Raw genomic sequence first — 24,160 nt, forward strand, 5'->3', positions numbered from 1 at the left:
GCGCGGCAGGGCGCGTAGAGCTGCACCGATCAATGTGCATGAACAAGGGCCACCGATGGAATTGACTGACCTACAGGAACGTGACTCCCGCCAGGCGTCGATCCCCCGCAGCTGTGTCCGCGATCCCGGGTGATGACCGCTCACGGGAGCCAGCTGCGGTGCGAGCGCAGGCAGAGCCGTGGTGCCCGGCCCGGCCGACCGTCGACCGCGTTTCGTCACCTGGGCAGGCCCATTCCGTCGGTGGCACCCTTCTCCCACGTGGGCACGAGACGGCTACGACACCTCACCGCGAGCGGGAATCGGATCGCCACCAACGGAGTTGGTGAGGGAAGTCAGCCGTTTCAGGAGGGGTCATGCGAGCGATTCAGGTTTCCGAAGTGGGCGGTCCCGAGGTGCTGCGACTGGTTGACATTGATCAACCGGCGCCCGGCCCGGGCCAGGCGGTCGTGGAGGTCGCCGCGTCCGGCGTCAACTTCCTCGACGTATACCACCGCCAGGGCCGGTACACCCTCCCGCGGCCTTTCACCCCGGGCACTGAGGGCGCGGGCACGGTCCTCGAGGTCGGACCGGGCGTCACCCATGTCGCTGTGGGAGACCGGGTCGGCTGGGTGGAGATTCCCGGCACCTATGCCGAGCAGGCCGTCGTGGACTCCTCCCGGCTCGTGCCCCTGCCTGACGGCGTCGACTTCGAGGCCGCCGCCGCCGTGCTGCTGCAGGGCATGACGGCGCACTACCTCGTCAAGGACGCCTACCCGGTCCAGCCAGGCGACACGGTGCTCGTGCACGCTGCTGCCGGCGGCATGGGGCTTGTGCTCACCCAGCTCATCACCCATCTCGGCGGCAGAGTGATCGGCACCACCTCGACACCGGAGAAGGCCCAGCTGGCGCGGCGCGCCGGGGCCGCCGAGGTGATCCTCTACTCCGCAGTGGACGATCTCGCAGCCGAGGTGAAGCGGCTCCATGGCGGCCAGGGCCTGCCCGTCGTCTTCGACGGCGTCGGCAGGGACACCTTCGATGCGAGCCTCGCCAGCCTGCGAACCCGCGGCCACCTGGTGCTCTTCGGCGCCGCGAGTGGTGCGGTGCCGCCCTTCGACCCCATGCGGCTCGCCCAGGGCGGTTCGCTGACCCTGATCCGGCCAAGCCTCAGGCACTTCATCGCCGATCGGTCCGAGCTGCTTCGACGCGCCGCCGACGTGCTTGAATTGGTGCGCACGAAGGCGCTGGAGACCACCGTGACGGCCCGCTACCCGCTCGCCGAGGTCACCCAAGCTCACCGCGATCTGGAGGCTCGGCGTACCACCGGCAAGCTACTCGTCATCCCCTAGGACTACCGACGGAATTTTGACTGACCTGCAGGAATGTGGCTTTAGCCAGGCGATGAGCCCGCGCAACTCTGTCCGCGATCCCCGGTGATGACCGCTGGCGGGAGCCAGCTGCGGTGCGAGCGCTGGCAGAGCCGTGATGCCCGGCCGACCGTCGACGGCGTTTCGTCACCTGGGCAAGCCCATTCCGTCGGTGGCACAACAAGGCCCGCACAGCGAACGAGGGCGTGCCCGCACTCCAGATCGCTTCCCTCGTCGGATGGTTCGGTGAGCTTCTCCGAGATCAACCCGGACACGACCCGCAGCCTCCCACCGCCCGACCGCCCGGACAGTCCGCTGTCAAGCACAATGGACCCGGGCGGCCGGATCAAGCCGCCCGGCCTGTCGGCAAGCGATCGTTTGACGACACGGAGGCGTCGTGTCCAATGAACCGATGCAATCAGGGGGTTCGAGGCGGCGCGGATCCCATCAGATCCGATGGTGGTTGCTGAGGGGTTTGACGACAGATAGGGTCCGATCCTCCGTACGGAAGGGGCCCGTCGAGCGGGTCTCGACCGACCAGCAGTCCACCGCCCGGCAGAACCTCGTTCTGGCCGAGGCCGGGATCGCGGCACCGGCCGCATCCTCGACGTGCTCGACGTCCTCCACCGCGACCGAGTGGCGCTGCGCATCCACGACGGCGGGCTGTCCACCGTGAAGTTCATGGTGCAGACCCTCGCCGCCGCCGGCGAACTCCAGCGCGCACTCCAGTGCGAGCTGACCTACGACGGACTGCGCTCCGCCGAGGCCAAGGGCAGCAAAGGCGGACCCCGCCCCGACGTCCCGGCCGGCAAGACCGCCGACGTGTGCACCGCGTACCGGGAAGGCCGCTCCATCGCCGCCCTCGCCCGCGACCACCGGGTCAGCCGCGGCGCGATCCGCACGGCCGTCGCCGACCTTCTGCCCGGCCACACCGCCACCGAGGAGGACGCCCCCGCCCGGGAGTCGCCGGTCACCCTTGAAATGTCGAGCAAGGTCGTCGACTTCCTCCGCACCGCCGAACTGGAGCCCGCCGAGCGGGCCGCGCTCGACCAAGGGGCGGCCGTACGGCGCGGGCAGGGCTACACCCTGCGCGTGAGCGCCGTCCCCGCCGTACACCGACAGCTCCTCGCCCGCTGCCAGCCGCTCGACGGCAGCCACGGTCTCCCCGCCGTCCCGGCCAGCGCAAGGCCCGCCACGAGTACGGGAACCGGTCAGCACGCTCACGCCCTGACCGAGAGCGTTCTCAGCGATACCCGCTGTACCGATGTTCCCCGAGGCCGAAGAGACCCCTGGGTTCAGCGAAACCGAAGTCTGTTCAGCGGGAACTCGCGGGTCGGTCCGTAGGCATCAGCTGGGCGAATCCGTGGGTTCGGCGGGAACCGTGGGGTGGGCTGCGAGGCGGCGGGCTTCGGCGGTGACCTCGGCATCGACCTGTTCCACCGTTCTGTCGCCGTATTCGAGGATGTCGTACTCGTCATCGAGTTCAGCGAGGCGCTCGGTCAGGGGAAGTGCATGTCCGTGACGCTGGTGAATCCGGAAGGTGAACTCCCGAAGCGTGAGCTCTCCGGCGAGCATGCGGCGTGCGAGGGCTCGGGCGGCGGCTTCCTCACCGGCCTCGCTGCCGACCGGATAGAAGGCGAGGCCGAGTTCGTCGAGCGCTGCGGGAAGCAGGTCGTGGACGTCGTAGTCCGCCTCGGCGCGCGTGCAGGCGGCGAGCATGCGGAGGCCGGGGGTGTCGAGGCCGGCGACGAGCGCATCACAGGCGGCATCCACCATGTCGTTCGCGCGGATTTCCCTCATGCTCCAGAGAGCGGCATGGTCCTGTAGAGCGATTGCTGCTGCTTCGGTCGACGTCACTCGTCCATGATTCCCTTCACGGTGCGTCCGGGTCGAGTAGATTTCAGCGAGGGTGCTGTTCAGTGGCCTGTTCCAGCAGGGCCCGTGCGGAGTCCGCGTAGCGCACCGCTCTGCCGTGATCGCGGTGCTGCGCCCGAGATCGTGCTGAAGGTCGAATGGCTCAGGCGCCGGGGGCAGGGCTGGGGCGCGGACGCAGGCCTCCATGCCGCCCTCGCGCGCTCGGCGCGGGGGTCCATCTCGTTGTTGGGATCCCCGCATGGTTCCTTCTGGGGGCTCTGGGGTGACGGTGGTAGATGTCGGCCCGGGGGCTCTTTTGAGGGAGGGGCGGTCGGGTCACCATTCGGCCTAACTTCTGTGACCGACGGGAGGGTCGTGCTGTTGGGAGGGTGTCCGTGCCGCGCTACCTGCGGCGGGTCCAGCTTTCAAGGAGATCTCCATGTCGCGTTTCGCGAAGTCGGTAGCCGTAAGCCTCGCCGCTGGTGCCATGGTGGCCGGGGGTGCGGGGATGGCCGCCGCTGACGCCGTTGCCGAGGGCGCTGCCATCGGCTCTCCCGGCGTGCTGTCCGGCAACGTCGTCCAGGTGCCCATTCACATTCCGATCAACCTCTGCGGCAACACCGTCAACGTCGTCGGCGTTCTCAACCCGGCCTTCGGCAACACCTGCATCAACAACGGCGGCGGCGGCTTCAAGGACAGCCACCACAAGGCCGACCACAACGGCGAGCACTGACAGCACCACCGCTCGTGGCACCCTGCTGAGAGCAGGGTGCCTGCCGCAGATCCGCCAGCTTCAAAACAGCCGCAGGGCAACCGCCCTGAACAAGATGTCCTTCCCTCACCCTCCAGGGGAGGGCGCGGGCGTACCTGGTACGGTCGCCGGACCGCGCCAGGGCGCCGCCGACGCCGAGGTGGGGTTCGGGGGGCGGGCTGCCACCACCGGCCCAGACTTCATACGGCGGGGACGCGGATCGCGGGCCCGGACGGCGGCGTCGGAGATCGCTCGGCACCCCGGGCACAACTTGCGGTCGACGATTCGGTGGCTGGTTCTGTCCAGGTCGCCGTCCACGTTGCGCACGGCCCAGTCGAAGCGACTGGGTGCGACAGCCGACCGCCGTGCCAGCGTTCGCTTTGACCTGCAGGTGAACCATCACCTGCACGGGTGATGCTCGGGCCGGGGGAGCTTTCCGCAGCCCGCCCTCCTTCCGCACCGGCACCCCCGCCCATCCGGGCAGCGCACGCGCACGGTTCTATCGGCGCCCGAAAATTTCGGCGTGTCCTGGCGCAGGCCCGGACGCCGTTACAGGATTGCCGCGGTGTTGCCCTTCGGGGGCCTGTTGCGTGGCAGGGAGCCCCACGGACACGGGTACGGCTCCCTGCCAATTTCCACGTCCTGCCACAAAGGCGTGGGAGTCCGCGCTGTTTGCGGCGCCGGTCGGTTACGCAACGCCATCGGGACCGAGTTGGGAAAACTGGCCCGTGCTGGCGGCAGCCCTGTGTCTGGGTCCCATGCCTGCGAGGTACTGCCTGCCATGACCGATTCCTCACTTTCCTGCCGATGCCGCGCCGCGCATCCCGGGGCTGCTCGGCGTGTGACGGCCCCCCCGGACGCGCTGCGTGCTGACGACGGCGCCGGCGCAACCAGCACCATCGAAGACCTCCACCCCCCTGGGCCCGCCGACCCAATCGCAACACGCCGCATGGACCGGCTGCGCCACGCGGTCAACATCACCCGCTGGCGTGTGAACGGCATGACACGAGACCGGCTCCTCCTCCTTGCCAGTGGTCGGCTCCCGGCCTACCGAGCGCGACCTGCTCCTCATCGCTGATGCCGCCGGCGTCACCGTCGACTGGCTACTGCACGATTGAGCGCCCCCCAGAGGCCGCCTGCCGACACTTCCTGGAGGGAGGCTTAGGGCTCCGCCCTGGTCGGGCGTTTCGTGGAGGTGACCCTCCACTCCCTGACGGCGATGCCGTCCCGCGCCCGCCGCCTCCGGGGTCCGGGCCTTTCCGGGCGCCGCCCGCTTCCGCTCTGGCTGCGCAGCCAACTCACCCACCGGCTGGCTGTTTCCCGGTACCCGCCCCGGCCAGCACCCAACTCGCCCAGCACCTCCCTCCAGTTGTTCTGGCCCCACTCCTCGGCCTGCACGTCATCACCGCCACTCAATGGCGCCGCCGCGCCGCAACAGACTGGACCGCCTCTCTGAAAGCCCGCACGCCACAAGGGCGCAGCTGATCCCCGTCTGCCCGTCGTGGCGATGCGGGGCGCGAACGACACCGGCGAGAGAGGACCTGCCCCACGTGGCTCAGTTGTCCGGACCGCAAACGCCACCGCCGGGCCGCTGACGCGAGTACCGGACGATGGCTTCCTGCGAGGTCGAGGAGGCGCTGCCGTCGGCCGGGGTGAGCGTGTAGAAGGCGATGATGGAACCCTCGGTGACGGCGTCCAGGACGCCGTCCCACGGAATCGTGTAGTTGGCGGAGGTGGTGTCGGCGGTGATGTTCGTGACGCCCTGGATCTCCGCGGCCGACGTCTGCCCGGCGGCGTCGCTGCAGACCGCGATGTGGAAAGTGACCTCGTCGCCGGTCTTGAAAGGCATCTGGTCCACCACGACAAGGACGCCATTCCAAGGCTTCTGCCAGCAGGTGATGCCGCCGGGAGTTTCGGAGTAGGGGAACTCCGGAAAGTCGAGCTTGACGGACACGCGGGCTCCTGATCGGTCGAAGGGCGGGGCAAGAGATCGGGCCCCGGGTCCATGATCAGGGACCCAACGCCAAGCCGGCCGGATCCGTGAGGATGACCAGACTTGCCCGCCACGAAGGCGGTCAGGATTACAGCACACCTCGGATAGCGCTCCCCGCCAGCTGGGGCGTCGGCGTGGACGCCCGCGTGACGTGAGGCGTACGCGAACGACCAGGACCAGCTCGCTTCGCTGGTGGCGGTGGCGGCGCGTTCGAACCGGTCGAAGGCGGACCAGGATCCGGCCCAGTGGCTGCTGCCGGCGCCGGACGCGCTGTGCCGGTACGGAGCGGCGTGGACCGCGATGAAACTCCGCTGGGGCCTTGCGGTCGACGAGGCCGAGCGCGACCGGCTGCTGGACATCGTGGCCGGCTGCGGTGGCACCTACGTGGAGTTCACCCCCGCCCCGTAGAACCGACCGAGCGTCGCCCGTGGTGCACCGCGTACCGGGGTCCACTGAGAGCGGTAGGGGCCTCGCGGCAAGAGGAGGCGGGTGCCAGGTCGCCTCGAACTTCTGCGACGGCGGAGCGCACTGTCATGGGTGTGAGAGATTGCGACGGTTCCTCTGCCACAAGGCGATATTCGTGCAGGTGGCGCACTGATACGAAACCGAGAGATCGCAGCTGGCTCGGTGCCTTCGGTGCGCTCTTTCGGTTTCCTGTCAGTGGGCGGGTGACAGTGGCGCATCTACTCGGGCAGGAGCTTAGGCGTAGGCCAGTGTGGGGCTCAGCTGTTCGTTCTCACTGTCGCGGAAGCAGAGAACGGGCCCTGTTCACTGTCATCTGGTGAGAGATGCGCAGGGCGCGTACTGACACGAGAGCGAGAGATCGCAGCCGAGGGCCTGGTAGAGGTCTCGCCCGCCATGTGCCGCCCGCCCGCACCCCGAGGGGGGATGGGGGTGCGCTCCGGGGCGGCTCAGGGTGATCACCGACGATCAACAGGGCAGGCGAGGGCGAGGGTTGGTTCAGCGCGGGTACCGCGCTGGACCGAGCCGATCCGTTTTCAGGAGCCACCGATGACCACTCGTCCCTGCGCCGCCCGCCGCCTTACCGTCACCTGTATGGCGATGGCCGCACTTACCACGGGTCTGGCTGCCGCCCCTGCGGCTACGGCCGCACCCAGCGGGCTCGCCTCCCACGACCTCCCCGACACCCGTGACGCGACCGCGGTGAGCACGCTGCTGGCCACCCTGCCCGACAAGGTGACGGACGCGGCCCTGGTACGGGTCGCCGGCCGGGGCATGCACACGCCGTACACCGGAACGGCCGGCCCTGTGGAGGCGGGCGCGCGCTTCCCGGTGGGCAGCGTGACCAAGGTCTTCACCGATGCGCTCGTACTCCAACTGGTCGCCGAGCACCGGATCGGCATCGACGAGCCCGTCCGACCCCACCTGCCCGACCTGATCCCCGCCGCCTACGCCGGAGTGACGGTACGCCAGCTCCTGGACCACACCAGCGACCTGCCCCGTCCGGTCCGGGTCCCGCTCGACCCGCACGCGGTGGTGGTCGCCTCCTTCGAAGCAGACGCCGTAGCCCGCCCCAGCCGCACCCCGGCCCCCGGAACCGTCCAGCAGTACAACGGGCTGAACAGCTTCGTCGCCGGGTTGCTCGTGGAGCAGGTCACCGGCCGCCCCTTCGCCACTGAGCTCGACCGGCGGATCTTGCGCCCCCTGAACCTTCGCTGCACCGCCCTCTCCGAAGACCCCTCGATAGCCTGGGCGTGGTCGGAGGGGGGCCTGATGTCCACCGCAGCCGACCTCGACGCGTTCATGCGCGCCCTCCTGGACGGGCGGCTCCTCCCCCCGGCCCAGCAGCGGCACCTCTTCGAAGTGCCCGCGCTACCCAGTGGCCCCGAGAACACCAACTGCCCCACAGCCGCGGCCTGCTTCAGCGCCGGCGGGCTGATGGGAATTGAGCTGAACGGCACCAAGGTCTGGGGCAAGACAGGCTCCAGCGGCGGCTGGACCAGCGGCATCTTCGCAAGCACCGAACAGCGGCGCCGGACGGTCTACACCCTGCGGCCCAACGCCTCGGCAACCCCTGCAATGCAGCGCACGCGTGTCGAGGCAGTGGTCAAGGCAGCTCTCACCGAGCACGTGACGGCACAGTGATCCTGGGCGGATTACGGGGCGTGGCACGTCGCCATGGCGGCCCGATGGTGACGGCCCGGGGGGCCGCTCCCTGCGTCGGCTGCCGTGTCCCGTCTGAAATCCAGTGGGTGGGTGGCGCCGCCGCACACTGACACGGAAGTGAGAGAAGGGAGCTGTCACTGTCACCTGGTGAGAGATGCTCAGGGTCGCGCACTGACACGAAAGCGAGAGACCGCACCGCATTCCTCGCCGCCACGACGAGAACAGCCCCTTCCGGGGGAGGACGGAGAAGGCAGCAGTGATCGGCATGCAATTCCGCACCGACGACGTTCCCGTGGGCGAACGGTTCGACAGCTGGAGGGAACTCATCGATCGCAGTCGTGCGAACGACACGACCAGCCCCCATGCCGCCGGCTTCCGGGCGGAGATGCGTCTGCTCGAGCTGGGGCCCGTCACGGTGTGGCGCACCTCGTTCTCGCCCGCCCGCTTCCGGCGCAACGCCCGCCGGATCCGCCGCAACGACTCCGAGTATTACCATCTGTCCCTGCTCACCGCAGGCGGGTTGACGCAGATTCAGGAGCGTGGCGCAAGCGCCACGATCGGCCCCCGCGGGCTCTTGGTGGACTCCAGCTGGCAGGCGTGCGAGGCGCTGGCGCACGACACCCGCCCTACGTCCGACGGCCGCCCGGGCACCGTCGCCGGCGTCGGCGTCGACCTGCCCCGCACCCTGCTACCTCTGCCCCAGGGCCAGGTGGAACGGCTGCTGGGGCGCGGACTCTCGGTACGGACCGGCCCGGGAGTCCTCCTCGCCGACTTCCTTCTCGGGCTCGACCGGCAGGCGGACGTGCTTCGGCCCGCCGACGCGCCGCGCCTGGGCGAGGTCACCCTCGGCCTCGTCTCCGCCTGCTTCGCCCACTTCCTGGACGCCGAGGACACCCTGCCCGCGGAGACCCGGCACGAGGTCCTGATCCGGCAGGTGCGCACCTTCATCCAGCAGCACCTGGCCGACCCGGAGCTGACGCCCGGGACGGTCGCCGCCGCACACCACATCTCCCTCAGCCATCTGCACCGTGTCTTCGGCGAGCAGTGCCCGGGGGAGACGGTCGCCGCCTGGATCCGTTCCCAGCGCCTCGAGCGCATCCGCGCCGACCTCGCGGACCCCTCCCTGCGCAACCGGCCCCTCCACGTGCTCGCCGCCCGGTGGGGCATACCGCGCGCCTCCCAGTTCACCCGCGCCTTCCGCACCGCGTACGGAATCTCTCCCCGCGACTTCCGCCACCAGGCCCTCTCCGGTCGGTCCTGACGCGGACCGCGACGCATCGTCAAGACGGAGCGGACGCAATGGCAACACGGACGGGTGGCTACCGGGCATTCTCGCGGTGCGTCACCCGAAGGGTGACGCCCGAAAGCAGAGGAGGGGGACATGAGCACATACGAACCGGTTCCGGGCACGCCCACGCCCGGGAGGGTGTGGCTCGTGACGGGGGCCACGTCCGGCTTCGGCCGGTGCATCGCGCAGGCGGCGCTCGACGCGGGCGACACCGTCGTCGCGGCTGCCCGCCGGCCGGCGGTTTTGGACGACCTCGCCGCGTCGTACCCCGGCCGGCTGGTCCCGGTGGCCCTGGATGTCACGGACGCCGACGCCGTGGACGCGACCGTCGCCGACGTGGTCGCGCGCTTCGGCCGCGTCGACGTCCTGGTCAACAACGCCGGGCGCGGCCTGGTGGGCGCGGTGGAGGAGACCTCCGACCAGGAGCTCCGCGACCTGATGGAGTTGCACTTCTTCGGTCCCGCCCGGCTCACCCGCGCGGTCCTGCCGCACATGCGGGAGCGCAAGTCCGGCGCGGTGGTGCAGATGAGCAGCATGGGCGGCCGGCTGTCCTTCGCCGGTGTGGGCGCCTACTCGGCCACCAAGTTCGCCCTCGAAGGGCTGAGCGAGGCGCTCGCCGTCGAGGTCGCCCCCTTCGGCATCAAGGTGCTCATCGCCGAACCCGGCTCCTTCCGCACCTCGTTCGCCGGTGGCGACGCGCTGGGCCAGACCGCCGAGATGCCGGAGTACGCCGAGACCGTCGGCGCCGTCCGCACGGGCCTGCCCGAGCGCGACGGCAAGCAGCCCGGCGACCCGGCCAAGGCCGCGGCCGCCATCCTGAAGGCCCTCGACAGCGAGAACACCCCGCTCCGGCTCGCCCTCGGCAACGACGCGTTCGACGCGATCGCCCAGCACGCCGACCTCTCCCTGGAGCAGGCCCTCGCCTGGGAGGCGCTCAGCCGCGGTACGGACTTCGACGACCTCGAGGATGCCGACGACTGACCGCGCACGGCCGGAGCCCCTCGCCCGAGGCGAGGGCTCCGTCGCGTTCGCCGGTCCGCCCGCGGCGCTTCGACCCGGAGGCGGCGGCGCACGAGCCGCACGCCGCCGCCCGAAGGTGAGCCGCGGTCATTCCGCCCCGGGCCGGGCGAAGGCCGCGCGGTGGGCGGCGGCCCAGTCGCGGAAGGAGCGGGGCGGTCTGCCGGTCACCTCCTCGACGGTCGGGTAGACCCGGGACTCGTCGAGGGTGCCGTCGCCGTAGAAGGAGAAGAACGCCCGGATGTACGGCTCCGGCACGCCCGCCGCCGCCATCTCGGCCCGGCCCTCCCCGTCCGCGAGGGCGTGGAAGCGCAGCTCGCGGCCCAGGGCCTCGCCCAGGATCGCCAGGCGCTGGGCCGGCAGCAGCGGTTCGGGTCCGCTCAGGGCGTGGACGCGCCCCTCGTGACCCTGGTCGAGCAGGGCGCGGACGGCGACGGCGGCGATGTCGTACGGGTCGACCGACGCGACCGGCACCGTGCCGAACGCGTCCCGCACGACGTCGCCCGCCCGCAGCTGCGGCAGCCACCGCAGGGCGTTCGACATGAAGGCGTTCGGGCGCAGGAAGGTCCAGGCGAGCCCGGACTCCCTGACCGCCGTCTCCGAGTCGATCATGTAGGCGGACAGGACGTTACGGGTGTCGGTGGCGACCGTCGCGAGGCTGGAGAGCAGCACGATGCGCTCCACCCCGGCCCGGCGCACCCGGTCGAGCAGCCCGGGCATGTCCCGGTACCCGGGGAGCAGGAACACCCCGCGGACGCCGTCGAGGGCCGGGACGAGGGAGTCGGGCTCGTTCAGGTCGCCGACGGCCTGCTCGACCGTGTCCGCGTGCCCGGTCTCCTCCGGCCGGCCGGCCGGAGGCCCCCCGGGCCGTCGGACCAGGGCCCGCACCGGCTCCCCGGCGCGGGCCAGGGCCTCGACGACCTCTCCGCCGACGTTTCCGGTGGCTCCGGCGACGAGGATCACGAGAGCGTCCGGGCGAAGTGCGCGGCCACGGTGTCGACCGCGATCGTGACCTGCGGCTCGGAGTCGTAGAAGTCGAACTGGGTGCCCTCCGTCCACAGGATCTCCTTCGGACCGACGAGCCCGGCGTGGAAGCGGCGGGCGCCGTCCGGGATCGCCGCGTCCTCGCTGTGCACCAACACGGTGGGCCGGTCGATCCGCGGCGCCAGCGCGACCGCGTCGTACGTGAGCCAGTCCGCCCAGGACATGACGGCGAAGCGGTTCGGCCAGGCGGGGATGCCGCCGCGCTCGGGGTTCAGGTAGAAGTCGATGTCGTACGGCATGGCGGCGCGCTCGTCCGTCGCGGAGACCACCGGCACGTAGGCGACCTCGCCCGTCTCCTCGTACTGCGCGCGGGCCTCCAGGCCGGCCTTGACGCGCTCGGCGACCGCCTCCGCGCCGCCGTAGGCCGCCTCGCAGATCTCGGCGTCGTGCAGCCAGGGGGCCACCAGGGCGAGCGACCGGACCCGGGGGTCGCTCGCGGTGTTGTCGGACATGTACATCACGGCCGCGCAGATGCCGAGGGCGCCGAGACGGTCCGCGTCGACCGCCTCGTGACCGGCCAGGAAGGTGACGGCGTGGTGGATGTCGCGGACCTTGCGGACCGGGTTCTCGACGTCGCGCGGCGCGCCCTCGGACTCGCCGAAGCCGGTGAAGTCGAAGGAGAGCGCGGCGTATCCGCGGGCGGCGAGCCGCTCCGCGTACCGGTCGGCCATCAGCTCCTTCACGCTCGTCCAGGTGCCGGCGACGACGACGCCGGGCAGCGGGCCGGCCGTGGCGGCGCCGTCGGGCAGGAACAGGTTTCCGGCCGTGGCGGCGCTGTCGGGCAGGAACAGGTTTCCGGTCAGGGCGACGCCGTCGCTGTCGAAGGCGACCTTGAGGGGCTGAGTCATGCGTACTCCCACGTGGCTCGGGTGATCAGTCCGTAAGTGAGGTTCAGGCGGTAGCGGGCGAGGAAGCCGTCGCCCGCGCCGCCGGGCGGAAGCGGAGGTGGTCCCGCCGGGGGTCGAGCAGGGTCTAGGCGCCACCGACGACCTCGGCGGCGGCCCAGCGCCGGATGGCGTCCCGGCCGCTGATCTCGCGTCCGACGTCGACGACGAGGCCGTCCGGGGCGAAGGTAGCGGCGACGGCGTCGGCGTCCCGGGCCGCCACGGCGTCGAGATGGCGCCGGGCGGCGGGGTGGAGCGGGGCGTGCGAGACGGCGGGCGCCGGCCGGGGGAGAAGAGGCCGGGGAGGCGGATGCGGTGACGGGTGGTGCGGTGACGGCCGGTGCTGTGCCGGGGCCGTCGGCGGGCGCGGGCGCTGTGGCGGCCTCGCGCGCGCGGTCTCCCGTGGCGCGTCGCACCGGCCGCCGCGCCGGCGGCGACCAGGGCGAGCGCAGCCGCCGCCGTCCTCGCCGCCGCCAGCCCGGCCGAGGCGGAGGTCCTCATCGCTCCCCGTCGCTCCAGACGCTGGTCATCACCACGCTGGTGATGCGCCAGCCCGCGCCCGTACGGGCCAGGTCGAAGCGGTAGTCGCCGCCGAGCGTCCAGCGGGAGTCTTCGCTCTTGAGGTGGGTGGCCTGGAAGGTGGCGGTGCACACGGCGGTGTCGCCGTCGATTGCGACCAGGTGGTTGCCGAGGAGGTGCTGGGTGGCGGCGTAGGCCCCGAGTCCGGCCCGCCAGCCCTCGATGATCTGCGCGGGGGCGAGGGTGACGGGCTCGCCGCCGTTGAGGCTCGTGTAGTCGAGCGTCACCTTGTCGGCGAACACGTCGGCCAGCGCGTCCCAGTCGCGCCGGTCCGCGTACCAGGCCATGCGGTTGCAGGTGTCGATGACGTCCAGTCGGTCCATGAAGGTGTTCCTTGGCCTTGGAGGGTGTCTTTCCGATCTTGCCGGGCCGTCGCCGGACCGAGTTGTCGTCGCGTCCCCGATTTCTCGCCGTCGCGTCTCCACACGCGATTCCCGGCACTCGTTCGGCCTGTGGCCGGATCGGCGGCCCGTCCGGGCGTCCGGCACGGCGGCCGCGGCGTGGGAACGGTGCCGGGCCCGTCCGCCGTACGTCAGGCGCCGCAGCACGACTTCGGCAGGCCCGGGCCGGCCTCGGTCGTCGAGGCGCAGGGTGACGAGCACCGAGGCGAGCCAGACGGCCACGGCGACGACGAGCACGGTCGCCGTGGGCCGGGAGCTCCGCCCGGCGAGATCGAGCGTGAAGGGGAGGAGCAGGAGGAGCCAGGCCCTCGACTGGAACAGGCAGCCCACAGGGAGCGCCGCCCGAGTGCCGCGAGGGCGCGGCCCACCGGGGCCTCGGGCCGGATGACGCGCGCCGCGAGAAGGCCGAAGACCCACCAGGCCCCGACCCGCCTGTGTCCAGCAGTGGCTGGTGATCCGGTACCACTGCAGGTATAGCGCGGCCCCGCCTGCGTACGCCTTCGTCGTGAGCTCGGCCCGGTCTCGACGGAATCGAAGGTTCCGCAGCCACTGATCGGCGACCGCGACGACCTCCAGATCGTCATCCAGAACCGTCCAGTACTTCTGCCCGCACGGCGGCATGACTACGCCTGTCGTGATCGCACCGTAACGACGGACCATTTCGCTGGGACGTCTGTTCGGGGGTCATGGGCGCGGGAATCGGGGGCACAGGGATGTGCAGGGGAAGGGCTCCCCGGGTACGGCCGGGCACTGCCCGGCCGGCGAAAAGGAAGGATGTTCCTGTGTCGCAGGTCGAAGAGTCCGTCGAGGTCGACGTCCCCGTACGCACTGCCTACAACCAGTGGACGCAGTTCGAGTCGTTCCCGCACTTCATGGACGGAGTGGAGCGGATTGAGCAGCGCACCGACACCCTGACGCACTGGGTCACGAAGGTCGGCGGGGTGACCAAGAAGTTCGATGCGGAGATCACCGAGCAGATCCCCGACGAGCGGGTCGCGTGGACCACGCTGGGCGGTGATGTGAAGCAGGCCGGTGTGGTGACCTTCCACCGCCTGGACGAGAACAAGACCAAGGTGATGCTGCAGCTGGACTACGATCCGGAGGGCTTCGCGGAGAACGTCGGCGACAAGCTCGGGGTCGTCAAGCGCCAGATCACCGGTGACCTGAAGCGCTTCAAGGAGTACATCGAGGACCGCGGCCGCGAGAGCGGCTCCTGGCGCGGCGAAGTCTGACGGCGGCCTCGCTGGGGGTGAACACCAGCCTCCCCGGCACCCTTGCCCATCCTCCCGGCCAGGGACAGATGGGAAGCTGGGCGGCGAGACCCGAGGCGCGGGAACACGGCGGGGCCAGGGGCGTGGTGCGCCCCCTTGGCCCCGCCCTTGCGTTGCCCGGTATCCGATGCCTTCTACGGCGTCCGGGGGGACCGGGTCACCCGGAGCCAGTTGTCCGCCTGCTCGGTCGGCCGCAACGACCACCAGGGCCAGCTGCGCGCGGTCGGCCGCACGGTATCCCTGCGCCCCGACGCCGCCCGGCAGGTTGCCGAGCAGCTGACGGCAGCCGGTCCCGAACACTCCTGGCGGGGCGTCACGATCGCCGGGGGGGAGCCGCGACATCCGGGACGTGGTGCCGGTATGCCCGGAGCTGGTGGCGGAGGGCAGCGCGGATCGGGGGCTGGACCGGGGCGGAGTCGGAACGCCGACGGCCCTGGCCTGCACCACGTGGTGCAGGCCAGGGCCGTCGGCGTTCAGAGCAGCCGGGCCGCGGGGTTATTGCGTCCAGCCGGTCGCGGAGCGGATCGTCTCCAGCTCCTCCGCGGTGGGCGTACGGAACTCGAGCAGCTCGTCGTACCAGTCGAGCACGCCGCGGCGCAGCTCGTCGGTGATCTCCTCCAGGCAGTCGGTCTCGAACATGTCGTTCGCGTCCGCCGGCCTGCCGGGGGCCTCGGTGTCGTGGCGGATGACCTGGATGTAGCCGAAGGTCTCGCCGCTGCGGTCGTACGCCATCTTGCCTGCGGCCACGCGCAGGTAGAAGGCGCGGCCCTCGGCGTCGGCGCCGATGCCTAGCAGTCCGTCCAGGGTGGAGTAGTCCTGGCTCATCCTCGTGCCTCCCTCACCACCACCGGCGCCACCCCCGGCGGCGGTGGTAGACGTGGTAGCTAGTCTTCCACTTCTGCGACGGCTTGTTGCGCCACATGCGGCCCGCCAGCCAGGACCTGGCGCAGCCGGCGCGGAGACCACCGCCCATGCCCTTCGCGGCACGCGCGACAAGGACGATGCGGTAAGCGCGGTAGGCCCAGACGGCAGCGCCGGCGCCCGGCACGAAGAAGCTGGCCGCTGTCAGGGCGATGTCCCACTTGTGGCGCTCTTCCCCCCAGCGTCAGATTCGGCTCCTAAGCCGTCCCTCCGGCCACGGCCAGCGCGCCCCTCGGACTCCGCCGTTCACACCGCCGCCGAGCACTTCCGTGCGGAACGCCCGTGCCTCAGCTATGTGGATCACAGGAGTTCCAAATCGTCGTAGTCGAAGCCGGGAGCGACGACGCAGGAGACGAGGGTGGGTTCGTCACCGGCCGGTGTTGCGGTCTGCCAGACATTGCTCGGCACGAGAAATTGTGGCTGCTGTCCGCTTTCGATATCTGGTCCCACCACTGTGGCGGCGGGTTCCTTGTCGGGTGTGGTCCCGGTGCCGCCCACGCGCAGGGTGAGAGGTCCGCCCCGGTGCCAGAGCCACAGTTCGTCCGAACGTACGCGGTGCCAGCGGGAGGTCTCACCGGGGTGGAGGAGGTAGTAGATGGCGGTCGCGCAGGGGCGGGAGCCTCGGGAGGTGTCCATGAGGGCTTCAGGTACGGTCTGCCAGGTCCGCCGGAACCAGCCGCCCTCGGGGTGCGGCTCGAGTCGGAGGTGCTGCACAAGGGGAGAGATCACGCCCATGGGTAAATCTTGCCCGGCACGACGTCGTGGTAGGCAGCGACGTGCGGGCACGGCCGTCTTGAATTCCATCAGGCACTGGTGGACCGGTCTGTGTCGGCCGTACGGATCAACCGCCGTGCCCCGGGCGCTCGGGCCGCTGCCGTACCAGTCCTCTGCGCCGGAGCCTCGTAGGCCGCGGCGACGGGCGGCACCTCCGAGCAGCCCCGGGTACGGAACAGGGCCGTCTCGGGCACCCGGCTGCCCCGTGTTCGCCCCACGGGCGGACTCCGGCATTCGCTCTCCAGGGCCCGGTCGGACACGGGCGGCCGTCGTGGACCACCGGCAGAGACGCTGAGACCAGGGATCGGGCCGGGCGATACGAGACATGCCCGCACCATCCACGCGCTGCGCACGCCGGATCATGGCCGGTCGGTGCGGAAGTCCGTTGCAGTGGGATCAGCCGATGCCTTGGCGATCCGGTTGTAGCGCGAAGGCACGTTCGGCGTGGTCGCCGTGCGCTTGGTGCACGGCCCGTTCGAGCAGGGTCTTGTGCCCGAGCAGAGGTTCTCTTCGTCCTTCGGGGACCAGGGCGAGGAGGTCGTTGATGCCGGCGAGGAGACGGCGGGTCACCTGGGCCTGGCCGACGGCAGCGGCACGGAGTTCGGCGATGCCGACGTCGACGACCTCCGGCCACCTAGGTGCGGCTTGCACGAGCCGCACCTGGCCAGCTCGGTCGTGGTGGGCGACGGGTCCCAGTCGTTGTGTGACGAGGGTTGCCAGGAGGTGCACGATGTGGTCCAGGCACTGCACCGCGGTCGTCGGGTCGTTCACCGCCGCGGACAGCGCTCGCAGCGCGATGTCGGCGAGCTGCCTGAGGGCGAATCCCCTGTCTTGGAGGGCGCTGCGTTCGCTGCCCACCCACGTCACGTGTCCCACGGTGGCCGGGGGCGCGCCGCGACCGCCGTGTACCGCCAGCAGTGGGATGCCGGGCAGCAGGTAGTCCCCGACTCGCGGAATCGTCCGCAGCACCACACCGTGCTGGCGGGCGCAGCGCACCAGCCGCTTCACATCCACCGCGCGCAGGACCCCGGGCCGCCCCTGGTAGGCGATCAGGCCGGTCTGTTCCGGGAGCTGCGGCGGTGCTCCGGCGGGTGCCGGCAGCCGGTCGAGGGCGTGCAGGGCTTCGCGGGTGATGTGGTCGACAACCGGGCCGACCTGCATGAGTCGCACCGTGGAGGTCACATACGCGATGAACAGCAGCAGACTCAGGCCGACCAGCGCGAGCGTCAACAGCGACTGCAGGAGCGGCACCGGTGCGGTGCGCTCCTCGATGAGCGGGTCGTTGTATGAGCTGAGGACCAAGAGCGAGAACATGAACGTGGACAGAAACACGGTCAAGGTCGCCTTGGTGATACGGCTGCGGACGAAGATCCGCACCACCCGCGGTGTCAGCTGACCACTGGTCATCTGCAAAGCCACCAGCGAGATGCTGAACACGACTCCGAGGAACGTCAGTATCGCCTGGCTGACGGTGGTGACGATCGTCTTGGCGTCGTCGGTGAAGTCCCGCACCCCGGTCCCGGCATCGGCGAGGATCTTGGCCAGTTCGGCGTCCCCCAGTCGGGCGATGTCCCACAGGACGAATGTCACGATGAGCCCGGCAGTGGGCGCGAACCACAGCGTGTCCCGCAGATGCTCCCGCCACTGCGGGAAGCCGCGCGACGTCCTGAATCCGGGCAGAGGCCTCATAGAGGGAAGATAACGGCAGAAAGCCTGCATTCATGGGCAACCTGCGTCTTGAAGGCTCTGTGAAAGCACTGGTCGTGTGGTGCCGTACCACCGGTTGTCGCGGTGAAGCCGCCGGTCCGTCGAGTGAGGGTGCGCCGGACTAGGGCAAAGTCACCGGACGCCCAGCGACAAGGGCCATGCCGCCGGACGCTGGTGCGGCGGCGGACCAGCGGATCGTCCAGCCGGACGACGTCGGTGTCCAGGTCGGCGCGCCGCAGGAATTCGAGGAGGTCGGCGGGGCCGAGGACACCGCCGAGGATCTCGCCGTCGCAGCGGACGCGGCGCCCGCTTCCTTGGCATCCGGCGGAGAGACGACCACACGCGGGGCAGGGCTCATCCCTTGACCGTGCCCGTGCCCGGTCACTGGGGATTTGGGGTTTGGTCCGATGGGTTTCGTCACCACGCAGGCGAGGCCATCCGACCACTCGCTCATGGAGTGCAGTCTCCGAGCCAGGTCAGGACCGGCCCGACCCAGTCAGCGGGAATCCGTTGCGTCGTCCTCGGACGGGCCGGGGGCTGCCACGCTGTCAGCGGCCTGGCCGGCGGCTCGTTCTGCGCGGAGTTCTCCGGCGACCTCGTAGGCCCGGCCCGGGTCGTAGAGGGTGACCGAAGTGGCAGGGCTGTACAGCGCGGCGGCCCGGGGCGTGTACCTGTAGATTTCGACGCCGCGCCAGGCGGCTATGTCGTCGACCTCGTCGACGGATACTCCCCACAGCTCGGCGATGTAAGACTGGGTCCACCACTCGTCCGGACGCAGGAAGTCGCGCTTGACCTCCGTCTGACGTTCCACCGCCACGTGGACCTGGCCGAGTTGCTCGGTCAACCAAGCGGTCAGCGCCGGTGCGTCGACCCGAGCCAGCGGTGCGGACGTCCCCGGTTCGCACTCCACCGCCTCGCTGCGGGTATGCAGTACCACCTTGATCGACTGTCGCTGCCCCAGACTGAGTCGCTCTATGACGACGACTCGCTGCAGATCAGCCATCGCCATGGTCGACGAACGCAGAAAGCGGGCGATCACGACCTGGGCCGGAGATCCCAGGGGGCGGAGCTCGACCCACCGCACCGTCATGGAGAGCGTGACGTACATCATGGCCACGGTGAGCACGATCACTGCGACGACCGTGAGCGTCAGTAGGACCCAGAAACCGCCCCAGACGAGTGAGCTCCCCGTGATCACGGCGACCACCAGAGCGGGTAGCAGAAGTGGGCTTGCGACCACCGGGGGAACCATGACGCTCCCGCCGAGCGAGGCAGCCAGCTCGCGGGCCCGGCTGGGCACGAACAGCAGCCGCCATCCCGCTGTCACGGGTGCCACAACTTCCGCCAGCGGGCCGGGCTGATGAGTTGTCATATCTCAAAGGTAGGACCTTGCAGAGGAGTTCGTAAGGTCACCGCGAGCCGTACCTTCTTGAGGACGGGAACCGCAATGCGCTGCTCGTGTGGGACAGCGAGGCCGGTGCCCTGTCGTTCGAGGGGGTTGCAGCGCTGCGCTGCCGCCCGCACGCGCAGCGCTCCCGCGCTGGCCGAGAAGCTGCCGGCCCTTTTCCGCTTTCGACGTCCTGCAGGTCGGCGGCATCGAGCTGCCGGCCCTGCCCTACGCCGAGCGCCGCCGACGCCTGGAGGCCCTCTTCGCGGCCCGCACACTGACCGCCCCGTGGACGCTGTGCCCGATGACCACCGACCCGGACAAGGCCAGGGAGTGGCTGGAGGACTGGACGGACGTCTCCGGCGCCACGACCTTCATTACCGCCGGCAGGGGTAGTCAGACGCCGGCCGTCCGGTGCGCTGCGCAAGGTGGACAAGCCCATGTGGACGCGGCCCTGTGACAGTTGCACCGGAGCGCGGCTGGAGGGTTGCTTGTAGAGGTGGGCTAGGAGTTGTACCGGAGGTGTGACCAGGAGTGGGACCCTCCCTTTTGTGATCTTGAGCCTCGTGCCTGGTCAGGCCCGGTGGGCAAGCCCCATCGCCACGACGACACCTCTAATTCGTTAGCAATTAGAGGTTCTGGATCTCTGAGGCGCCCGGGGCGGCGTTGTCCAGCCTGGGTCAGGACGTGTGTGGTCCGGTCGGTGCCGTGGTGACCCCTACGACACCTCCGACCGTGTGAGTTCTGCAGAAAGACCGGTGGCGCCGTGGTGCCGGCCGGTCCTCGCACGTTCTGGCACCGCGGGCCCGTCGAGTTCGGGATCCTCGATGGATGAGCTGCCGCACGGTGACGCGTTTCTCCTCACGAGCTCCGAGCTCTGGACACGGCGCGCGCCCGTGCGGCCTTGCGGCGCCGCGCACGGCTGATGAGGTGGCGGACCACAGAGTCCTGGAATTAGTGCGCCGTGCGGCCCCGCGTGCTCGCCTTCGAGAACGGCACCGGAGAAGGGGCGGGATCCATGGACGTGTTCTGCGGGATCGACTGGGCGGAGGGACACCACGACGTCGCGCTCGTCGACGACACCGGAAGGCTGCTGGCCAAGTGTCGGATCAACGAGGACCTGGACGGCTACCGCCTGCTGCTCGACCTGCTGGCCGAACACGGCGACACCGCGGAGCTCCGATCCCGGTGGCCATCGAGACCAGCCGCGGGCTGCTCGTCGCCACACTGCGGCAGGGCCCCCGGAGGATCTACGCGGTCAACCCGATGGCCGCCTCCCGCTACCGCGACCGCCACGGCGTCAGCCGCAAGAAGTCGGACCCGGGCGACGCCCTGGTGCTGGCGAACATCATCCGTACCGACGCGCCGGTGCACCGCCCGTTGCCCGCCGACACCGACCTGGCCCAGGCCGTCGCCGTCCTGGCCCGCGCACAGCAGGACGCGGTCTGGAACCGCCAGCAGGTCGCCAACCAGCTACGGTCCCTGCTGAGGGAGTACTTCCCGGCGATGATCGAGGCGTTCAAGGACAAACCGGGAACCCTGACCCGCCCCGATGCCCGCCGCATCCTCGCCGTCGCGCCCACACCTGCCCTGGCCGCCAAGCTGCAGATGTGGAAGCTGACCGCCATGCTCAAGCGAGCCGGCCGCCGCCGCGGCATCGAAACCGACGCCGAACGAATCCAGCAGCTCTTCCGCCAGGAAGCCCCTCGACAGCTGCCCCTCGTCGAAGACGCCATGGGCAAGCAGGCACAGGCCCTGCTGCTGCAGCTGGACGCAGCCTGCCAGGCGGTCGATGACCTGGCGCGGGCGACCGAGGAAGCCTTTCGGTCACACCCGGACGCGGCGATCATGCTGAGCTTCCCCGGGATCGGCCCCCAGGTCGGCGCCCGCATCGTGGGCGAGATCGGCGACGACAGGAGCCGGTTCGCTACGGCTGGAGGACTGAAGGCGTACGCCGGCTCGGCCCCGATCACGCGGGCTTCCGGCAAGCGCCGTTACGTCGGTCGTCGGTTCGTGAAGAACAACCGGCTCAACCACGTCGGGCATCTGTGGGCCTTCGCCTCTATCAGCGGTTCATCCGGCGCGGACGCCCACTACCGGCGCCGCCGGGCCCGAGGGGACTGGCACATGCAGGCTCTGCGGCACCTGTTCAACCGCATGCTGGGGCAGCTGCGTCACTGCCTACTCGCCCGCATTCCTTTCGACGAAGCCACGGCTTTCCCTCCAGGGGCTGCGACGCCCCAGCCGGCCAGTTCATAGGGCTCAGGGCATGAGGGCAGTCGACACGCGAGCCAGGTCTTCCGGAGAGAGGGCGAAGCCGTTGGACGGATTCCGGTACGAGTACGCGCCGTCGTCCACGCGGACACCGTTCCTGCTGGACCAGCGGGAGGTTCCTCCCGCCCCTTGGCCCTCAACGAGAGCGGCAGCGAGTTCTTCGGGGGCCTCAACGGCAGTAAGGGCGCTGAGAGCTGCCATCAGGCGGGGCCCTGCATCGTCCGGGATGTTGTCGTCTCCGAGCGCGGGCAGCAGCAACAGGAGTCGTCGGTGTGAATCGGCTGTACTGCCACCAGGCAGCCCGTTGTCGACAGCGGAGAACAGCTCGGGCCAGGACAGGGCGGGACCCATGAAGTGCCCGTCGTCCTTGGCCAGCAACAGTGCCCGCTCCCAGCTGGGGTGATGCAGGAGGTAGTCGACACCGGGGTCGTCCTTCCACGCGCGGTAGACGACGTGGAGGAGGTGACCGGCGGCCAGCGGGATGGTGAAGACGGGCCACTCCGCCCGCTCCCGCAGCTCCCGGTGGAACATCTCGGCCGCCTCGTAGTCCGCACCGAAGAGCAGCTCTTCCGCGTCCTCGTCGTGCGCACACGAGTAAAGGTGGCCAAGCCAGAAGAGCGGTTCCTGCAGCAGCTCTGGCGCGTGGACGAGAGGCTGACCGTCGTACCCGGGTATCTCCATCATGCCGAGCATCATGCCGCCTACCCGGCTGCCCCTACACGGTCGGCCCCCGATGCTCCGGGGCCAGGCCGCGAAGCCTCGCGTGCGTCGTCACGGCGATGCTGACTACGAAATCCCACGGTGCATCTTGACGGCTTAACTGCATGAGGTGTCTTTCTCCGCGATAGCCGGAGGAAGGGGCCTGCTTCTTTTCAGGGCCGCGGCGGCCTTCACCACCACAGTCCAGCCCAGCTCAGCTCAGCTCAGGCCGGCACGGGCCGGCCCCTACAGCCCGGCCCGCTCCCCGGTCACCGCCCAGCGCGGCGCCCCCTGCCGCGCGGCCTGCCCGGGCGCACTGCGTGCGTCCGGGCGTGAAGACGGGCCCGGACATGGCGAAGAGGCCCCGCCTTCCGGCGGGGTCTCTTCGGGTGGGGCTGGCTCGGTGCATGTCCCAGTCGACGCGACGGTGCTGGGGGGCTGGACGCTGAGTCGCAGCGCCAGCCGGACCGCCATGCGGTCCTGCTTGTGTGCCGCCGGCTGGAGCGGGGCCTGCTGCCGTCCTTCACGAAGGGGGACGGCAGCGGCCGCTCCTGGTACTGCGGGTGCGCGGGGCGGTGGGTACGGACCGTCTCGGGGTTCCTCACCCCGGCTACGCCGCAGGCCGCCCCTACGTCGATGTCCGCCAGGACGCGGAGTTCACCGCGGACATGTCCCCGGCGCCCTGAACGTCCAACTCGGCTCCCTGGTTGTAGCCGCAGCCGCAGCCGCAGCCGCAGCCGCAGCCCCCGTAGCCGCAGCCCCCGTGGGTGCGGTCGTGGTCTGCGCCCACGGCGAGCGCGACTGGCCGCCGCCAGCGTCCTGGAACACGCTGGCCACACCGGCATCGCCGTCCGCGACGGCGGGGGCCGCCGACTACGCCCGAGCCCACGGCCGGCAGCTCGTCCAGGGAGCCGGGAACGTCACCTGGTGAGCACCACATACCCCACCGGCGCACGCGGCCGGCCTGTACGGCTTGGCCTGCGCGAGAATCGCCTTCAGTTCACGCTGCTGGTCATCGTCAGCATCTGCGTCGGCGGCCTTGTCGGCCTGGATCGCATCACCGTCCCGCTGATCGGCTCCGAGATCTTCGGCCTGACCAGCGACCTGGCCCCCTTCTCATGCATCATCGCCTTCGGCCTCACCAGGGCGTTCACCAACTTCGCCGTCGGCGCCTTCACCGCCCGATTGCGCCGCAAGCAGCTCCTGGTTGCGGGCTGGCTGCTCGGTATCCCGGTCCCCTTTGCCCTGGCCTACGCGCCGTCCTGGGGCTGGGTTGTCGCCGCGAACGTACTGCTGGGCTGAACCAGGGCCTGACCTGGTCGATGACGGGCACCATGAAGATCGACGTCGTCGGCTCCGCCCGCCGCCGGCCCGCCACAGGACTGAGCGAGGGGCGGCTGGCTACACCGCGGTCGGCGTCACCGCCCTGCTCACCGGCTGCCTCGCCACCTCTTATGGCCTGCGCCCCGTCCTCGAACTGATCGGCGTCATCGGTCATGGCCGGTCCGCGGCCATCGGTCACCCGTCCGCCACGGCCTCGCCCCCCTCTCCTGGGCAAGCCCCGGCGGTACAAGCCTGAGGCTTGCCCATCCCCGGGGAGGCTTGCCCGCAGTTGCCTGGGCCGGTCACGCGCAGGCTTGCCCAACCCCCCGCGGCTTGCCCGGTCGGTGACGGGAGGCTTGCCCTGCTGGAGGGCAAGCCTGCCGTCTGTGCTTTTAGGGCTGCGGGCAAGCCTTCGGGCAAGCTTTTGGGCAAGCCGGTCTGAGGAGTGTGTACGGCACGAGATCCGAAAGGAGACGTGCCGTGTACGACGCTTCGCACCCCGCCGTCGGCGGCGGGTACTTCG

20 protein-coding genes and 3 pseudogenes are annotated in these 24,160 nt (G+C 70.3%); 11 read left to right on the forward strand and 12 right to left on the reverse strand.

Translation table 11 applies throughout. The features are described 5' to 3' along the window. The first annotated feature begins 353 nt into the window (after positions 1-353). Both ACF059_RS31145 and ACF059_RS31150 read left to right on the forward strand, forming a co-directional pair. Positions 354-1,325, forward strand: a complete 972-nt coding sequence (locus tag ACF059_RS31145; RefSeq protein WP_392063799.1) for a quinone oxidoreductase family protein — start codon at positions 354-356, stop codon at positions 1,323-1,325. Between the two features lie 627 nt (positions 1,326-1,952). Continuing rightward, complete coding sequence (locus tag ACF059_RS31150) at positions 1,953-2,687, forward strand: hypothetical protein (protein ID WP_392063802.1); 735 nt, start codon at positions 1,953-1,955, stop codon at positions 2,685-2,687. 3 nt (positions 2,688-2,690) lie between these two features. Here the strand turns inward: ACF059_RS31150 and ACF059_RS31155 are convergent, their stop codons facing one another. Then, positions 2,691-3,200, reverse strand: a complete 510-nt coding sequence (locus ACF059_RS31155) for a hypothetical protein (RefSeq protein WP_392063805.1) — start codon at positions 3,198-3,200, stop codon at positions 2,691-2,693. Between the two features lie 436 nt (positions 3,201-3,636). On the opposite strand from ACF059_RS31155, the gene ACF059_RS31160 reads away from it, so the two are divergent. After that, complete coding sequence (locus ACF059_RS31160; protein ID WP_392063808.1) at positions 3,637-3,930, forward strand: chaplin; 294 nt, start codon at positions 3,637-3,639, stop codon at positions 3,928-3,930. A gap of 1,573 nt (positions 3,931-5,503) precedes the next feature. On the opposite strand, the gene ACF059_RS31165 is transcribed toward ACF059_RS31160, so the two are convergent. Continuing rightward, on the reverse strand, positions 5,504-5,902 hold the full coding sequence (locus tag ACF059_RS31165) for a hypothetical protein (RefSeq protein WP_392063812.1): 399 nt from the start codon (positions 5,900-5,902) through the stop codon (positions 5,504-5,506). Between the two features lie 237 nt (positions 5,903-6,139). On the opposite strand from ACF059_RS31165, the gene ACF059_RS31170 reads away from it, so the two are divergent. From ACF059_RS31170 to ACF059_RS31185, 4 genes are all read left to right on the forward strand, one after another. Continuing rightward, entirely contained in the window at positions 6,140-6,349 is a 210-nt protein-coding gene (locus tag ACF059_RS31170) for a hypothetical protein (protein ID WP_392063815.1), read from the forward strand. A 603-nt stretch (positions 6,350-6,952) separates the two neighbouring features. Beyond that, positions 6,953-8,047 carry a serine hydrolase domain-containing protein gene (locus ACF059_RS31175; RefSeq protein ID WP_392063818.1) on the forward strand — a complete coding sequence of 365 codons (1,095 nt, stop codon included), beginning with the start codon at positions 6,953-6,955 and terminating at the stop codon, positions 8,045-8,047. Positions 8,048-8,333: 286 nt separating this feature from the next. Then, positions 8,334-9,329 carry a helix-turn-helix domain-containing protein gene (locus ACF059_RS31180; RefSeq protein WP_392063948.1) on the forward strand — a complete coding sequence of 332 codons (996 nt, stop codon included), beginning with the start codon at positions 8,334-8,336 and terminating at the stop codon, positions 9,327-9,329. Positions 9,330-9,449: 120 nt separating this feature from the next. Continuing rightward, positions 9,450-10,337 carry an oxidoreductase gene (locus tag ACF059_RS31185; RefSeq protein WP_392063821.1) on the forward strand — a complete coding sequence of 296 codons (888 nt, stop codon included), beginning with the start codon at positions 9,450-9,452 and terminating at the stop codon, positions 10,335-10,337. A gap of 126 nt (positions 10,338-10,463) precedes the next feature. Here ACF059_RS31185 and ACF059_RS31190 read toward each other — a convergent pair whose 3' ends face one another. The 5 genes and pseudogenes from ACF059_RS31190 to ACF059_RS31210 form a co-directional block, all read right to left on the reverse strand. Further along, complete coding sequence (locus ACF059_RS31190; RefSeq protein ID WP_392063824.1) at positions 10,464-11,336, reverse strand: NAD(P)H-binding protein; 873 nt, start codon at positions 11,334-11,336, stop codon at positions 10,464-10,466. Beyond that, positions 11,333-12,265 (reverse strand): alpha/beta hydrolase, encoded by a 933-nt coding sequence (locus tag ACF059_RS31195; protein WP_392063827.1) that lies wholly within the window; start codon positions 12,263-12,265, stop codon positions 11,333-11,335. Before ACF059_RS31195 ends, ACF059_RS31190 begins: the two co-directional genes overlap by 4 nt. 124 nt (positions 12,266-12,389) lie before the next feature. Further along, positions 12,390-12,533: pseudogene (locus ACF059_RS31200) on the reverse strand (nuclear transport factor 2 family protein); the annotation flags it as partial. A 265-nt stretch (positions 12,534-12,798) separates the two neighbouring features. Further along, complete coding sequence (locus tag ACF059_RS31205; RefSeq protein WP_392063951.1) at positions 12,799-13,203, reverse strand: nuclear transport factor 2 family protein; 405 nt, start codon at positions 13,201-13,203, stop codon at positions 12,799-12,801. A 261-nt stretch (positions 13,204-13,464) separates the two neighbouring features. Next, positions 13,465-13,941: pseudogene (locus ACF059_RS31210) on the reverse strand (hypothetical protein); the annotation flags it as partial. 122 nt (positions 13,942-14,063) lie between these two features. On the opposite strand from ACF059_RS31210, the gene ACF059_RS31215 reads away from it, so the two are divergent. After that, positions 14,064-14,513 (forward strand): SRPBCC family protein, encoded by a 450-nt coding sequence (locus ACF059_RS31215; RefSeq protein ID WP_392063830.1) that lies wholly within the window; start codon positions 14,064-14,066, stop codon positions 14,511-14,513. Positions 14,514-15,047: 534 nt separating this feature from the next. Here the strand turns inward: ACF059_RS31215 and ACF059_RS31220 are convergent. The 3 genes from ACF059_RS31220 to ACF059_RS31230 all read right to left on the reverse strand — a co-directional run bounded on the left by ACF059_RS31220 (position 15,048) and on the right by ACF059_RS31230 (position 17,966). After that, complete coding sequence (locus ACF059_RS31220) at positions 15,048-15,377, reverse strand: hypothetical protein (protein WP_392063833.1); 330 nt, start codon at positions 15,375-15,377, stop codon at positions 15,048-15,050. Positions 15,378-15,773: 396 nt separating this feature from the next. Further along, positions 15,774-16,610, reverse strand: coding sequence for a cupin domain-containing protein (locus tag ACF059_RS31225; RefSeq protein ID WP_392063836.1), 837 nt, complete (start codon positions 16,608-16,610; stop codon positions 15,774-15,776). A gap of 33 nt (positions 16,611-16,643) precedes the next feature. Then, on the reverse strand, positions 16,644-17,966 hold the full coding sequence (locus ACF059_RS31230; RefSeq protein ID WP_392063839.1) for a DUF2254 domain-containing protein: 1,323 nt from the start codon (positions 17,964-17,966) through the stop codon (positions 16,644-16,646). A gap of 146 nt (positions 17,967-18,112) precedes the next feature. Here ACF059_RS31230 and ACF059_RS31235 point away from each other — a divergent pair, with 146 nt between their 5' ends. Next, positions 18,113-18,319, forward strand: a complete 207-nt coding sequence (locus ACF059_RS31235; RefSeq protein WP_392063842.1) for a hypothetical protein — start codon at positions 18,113-18,115, stop codon at positions 18,317-18,319. 131 nt (positions 18,320-18,450) lie between these two features. On the opposite strand, the gene ACF059_RS31240 is transcribed toward ACF059_RS31235, so the two are convergent. Beyond that, a complete protein-coding gene (locus ACF059_RS31240; protein WP_392063845.1) occupies positions 18,451-19,326 on the reverse strand; it encodes a hypothetical protein in 876 nt (291 codons plus the stop codon). Positions 19,327-20,359: 1,033 nt separating this feature from the next. Here ACF059_RS31240 and ACF059_RS31245 point away from each other — a divergent pair. Beyond that, positions 20,360-21,600: pseudogene (locus tag ACF059_RS31245) on the forward strand (IS110 family transposase). Between the two features lie 3 nt (positions 21,601-21,603). Here ACF059_RS31245 and ACF059_RS31250 read toward each other — a convergent pair. Next, entirely contained in the window at positions 21,604-22,299 is a 696-nt protein-coding gene (locus ACF059_RS31250) for a hypothetical protein (RefSeq protein WP_392063848.1), read from the reverse strand. 942 nt (positions 22,300-23,241) lie between these two features. On the opposite strand from ACF059_RS31250, the gene ACF059_RS31255 reads away from it, so the two are divergent. Beyond that, complete coding sequence (locus ACF059_RS31255) at positions 23,242-23,616, forward strand: hypothetical protein (protein ID WP_392063851.1); 375 nt, start codon at positions 23,242-23,244, stop codon at positions 23,614-23,616. Positions 23,617-24,160 lie beyond the last annotated feature (544 nt).

Source organism: Streptomyces sp. NPDC016562 (assembly GCF_043076955.1).
GTDB lineage: Bacteria > Actinomycetota > Actinomycetes > Streptomycetales > Streptomycetaceae > Streptomyces.

Coding starts and splice junctions, on each gene's coding strand:
- ACF059_RS31145 (WP_392063799.1), top strand. CDS start 354: ATGCGAGCGATTCAGGTTTCCGAAGTGGGCGGTCCCGAGGTGCTGCGA.
- ACF059_RS31230 (WP_392063839.1), bottom strand. CDS start 17,966: ATGCAGGCTTTCTGCCGTTATCTTCCCTCTATGAGGCCTCTGCCCGGA.
- ACF059_RS31240 (WP_392063845.1), bottom strand. CDS start 19,326: ATGACAACTCATCAGCCCGGCCCGCTGGCGGAAGTTGTGGCACCCGTG.
- ACF059_RS31195 (WP_392063827.1), bottom strand. CDS start 12,265: ATGACTCAGCCCCTCAAGGTCGCCTTCGACAGCGACGGCGTCGCCCTG.
- ACF059_RS31180 (WP_392063948.1), top strand. CDS start 8,334: ATGCAATTCCGCACCGACGACGTTCCCGTGGGCGAACGGTTCGACAGC.
- ACF059_RS31225 (WP_392063836.1), bottom strand. CDS start 16,610: ATGATCCGGCGTGCGCAGCGCGTGGATGGTGCGGGCATGTCTCGTATC.
- ACF059_RS31220 (WP_392063833.1), bottom strand. CDS start 15,377: ATGAGCCAGGACTACTCCACCCTGGACGGACTGCTAGGCATCGGCGCC.
- ACF059_RS31250 (WP_392063848.1), bottom strand. CDS start 22,299: ATGATGGAGATACCCGGGTACGACGGTCAGCCTCTCGTCCACGCGCCA.
- ACF059_RS31185 (WP_392063821.1), top strand. CDS start 9,450: ATGAGCACATACGAACCGGTTCCGGGCACGCCCACGCCCGGGAGGGTG.
- ACF059_RS31160 (WP_392063808.1), top strand. CDS start 3,637: ATGTCGCGTTTCGCGAAGTCGGTAGCCGTAAGCCTCGCCGCTGGTGCC.
- ACF059_RS31205 (WP_392063951.1), bottom strand. CDS start 13,203: ATGGACCGACTGGACGTCATCGACACCTGCAACCGCATGGCCTGGTAC.
- ACF059_RS31235 (WP_392063842.1), top strand. CDS start 18,113: ATGCCGCCGGACGCTGGTGCGGCGGCGGACCAGCGGATCGTCCAGCCG.
- ACF059_RS31175 (WP_392063818.1), top strand. CDS start 6,953: ATGACCACTCGTCCCTGCGCCGCCCGCCGCCTTACCGTCACCTGTATG.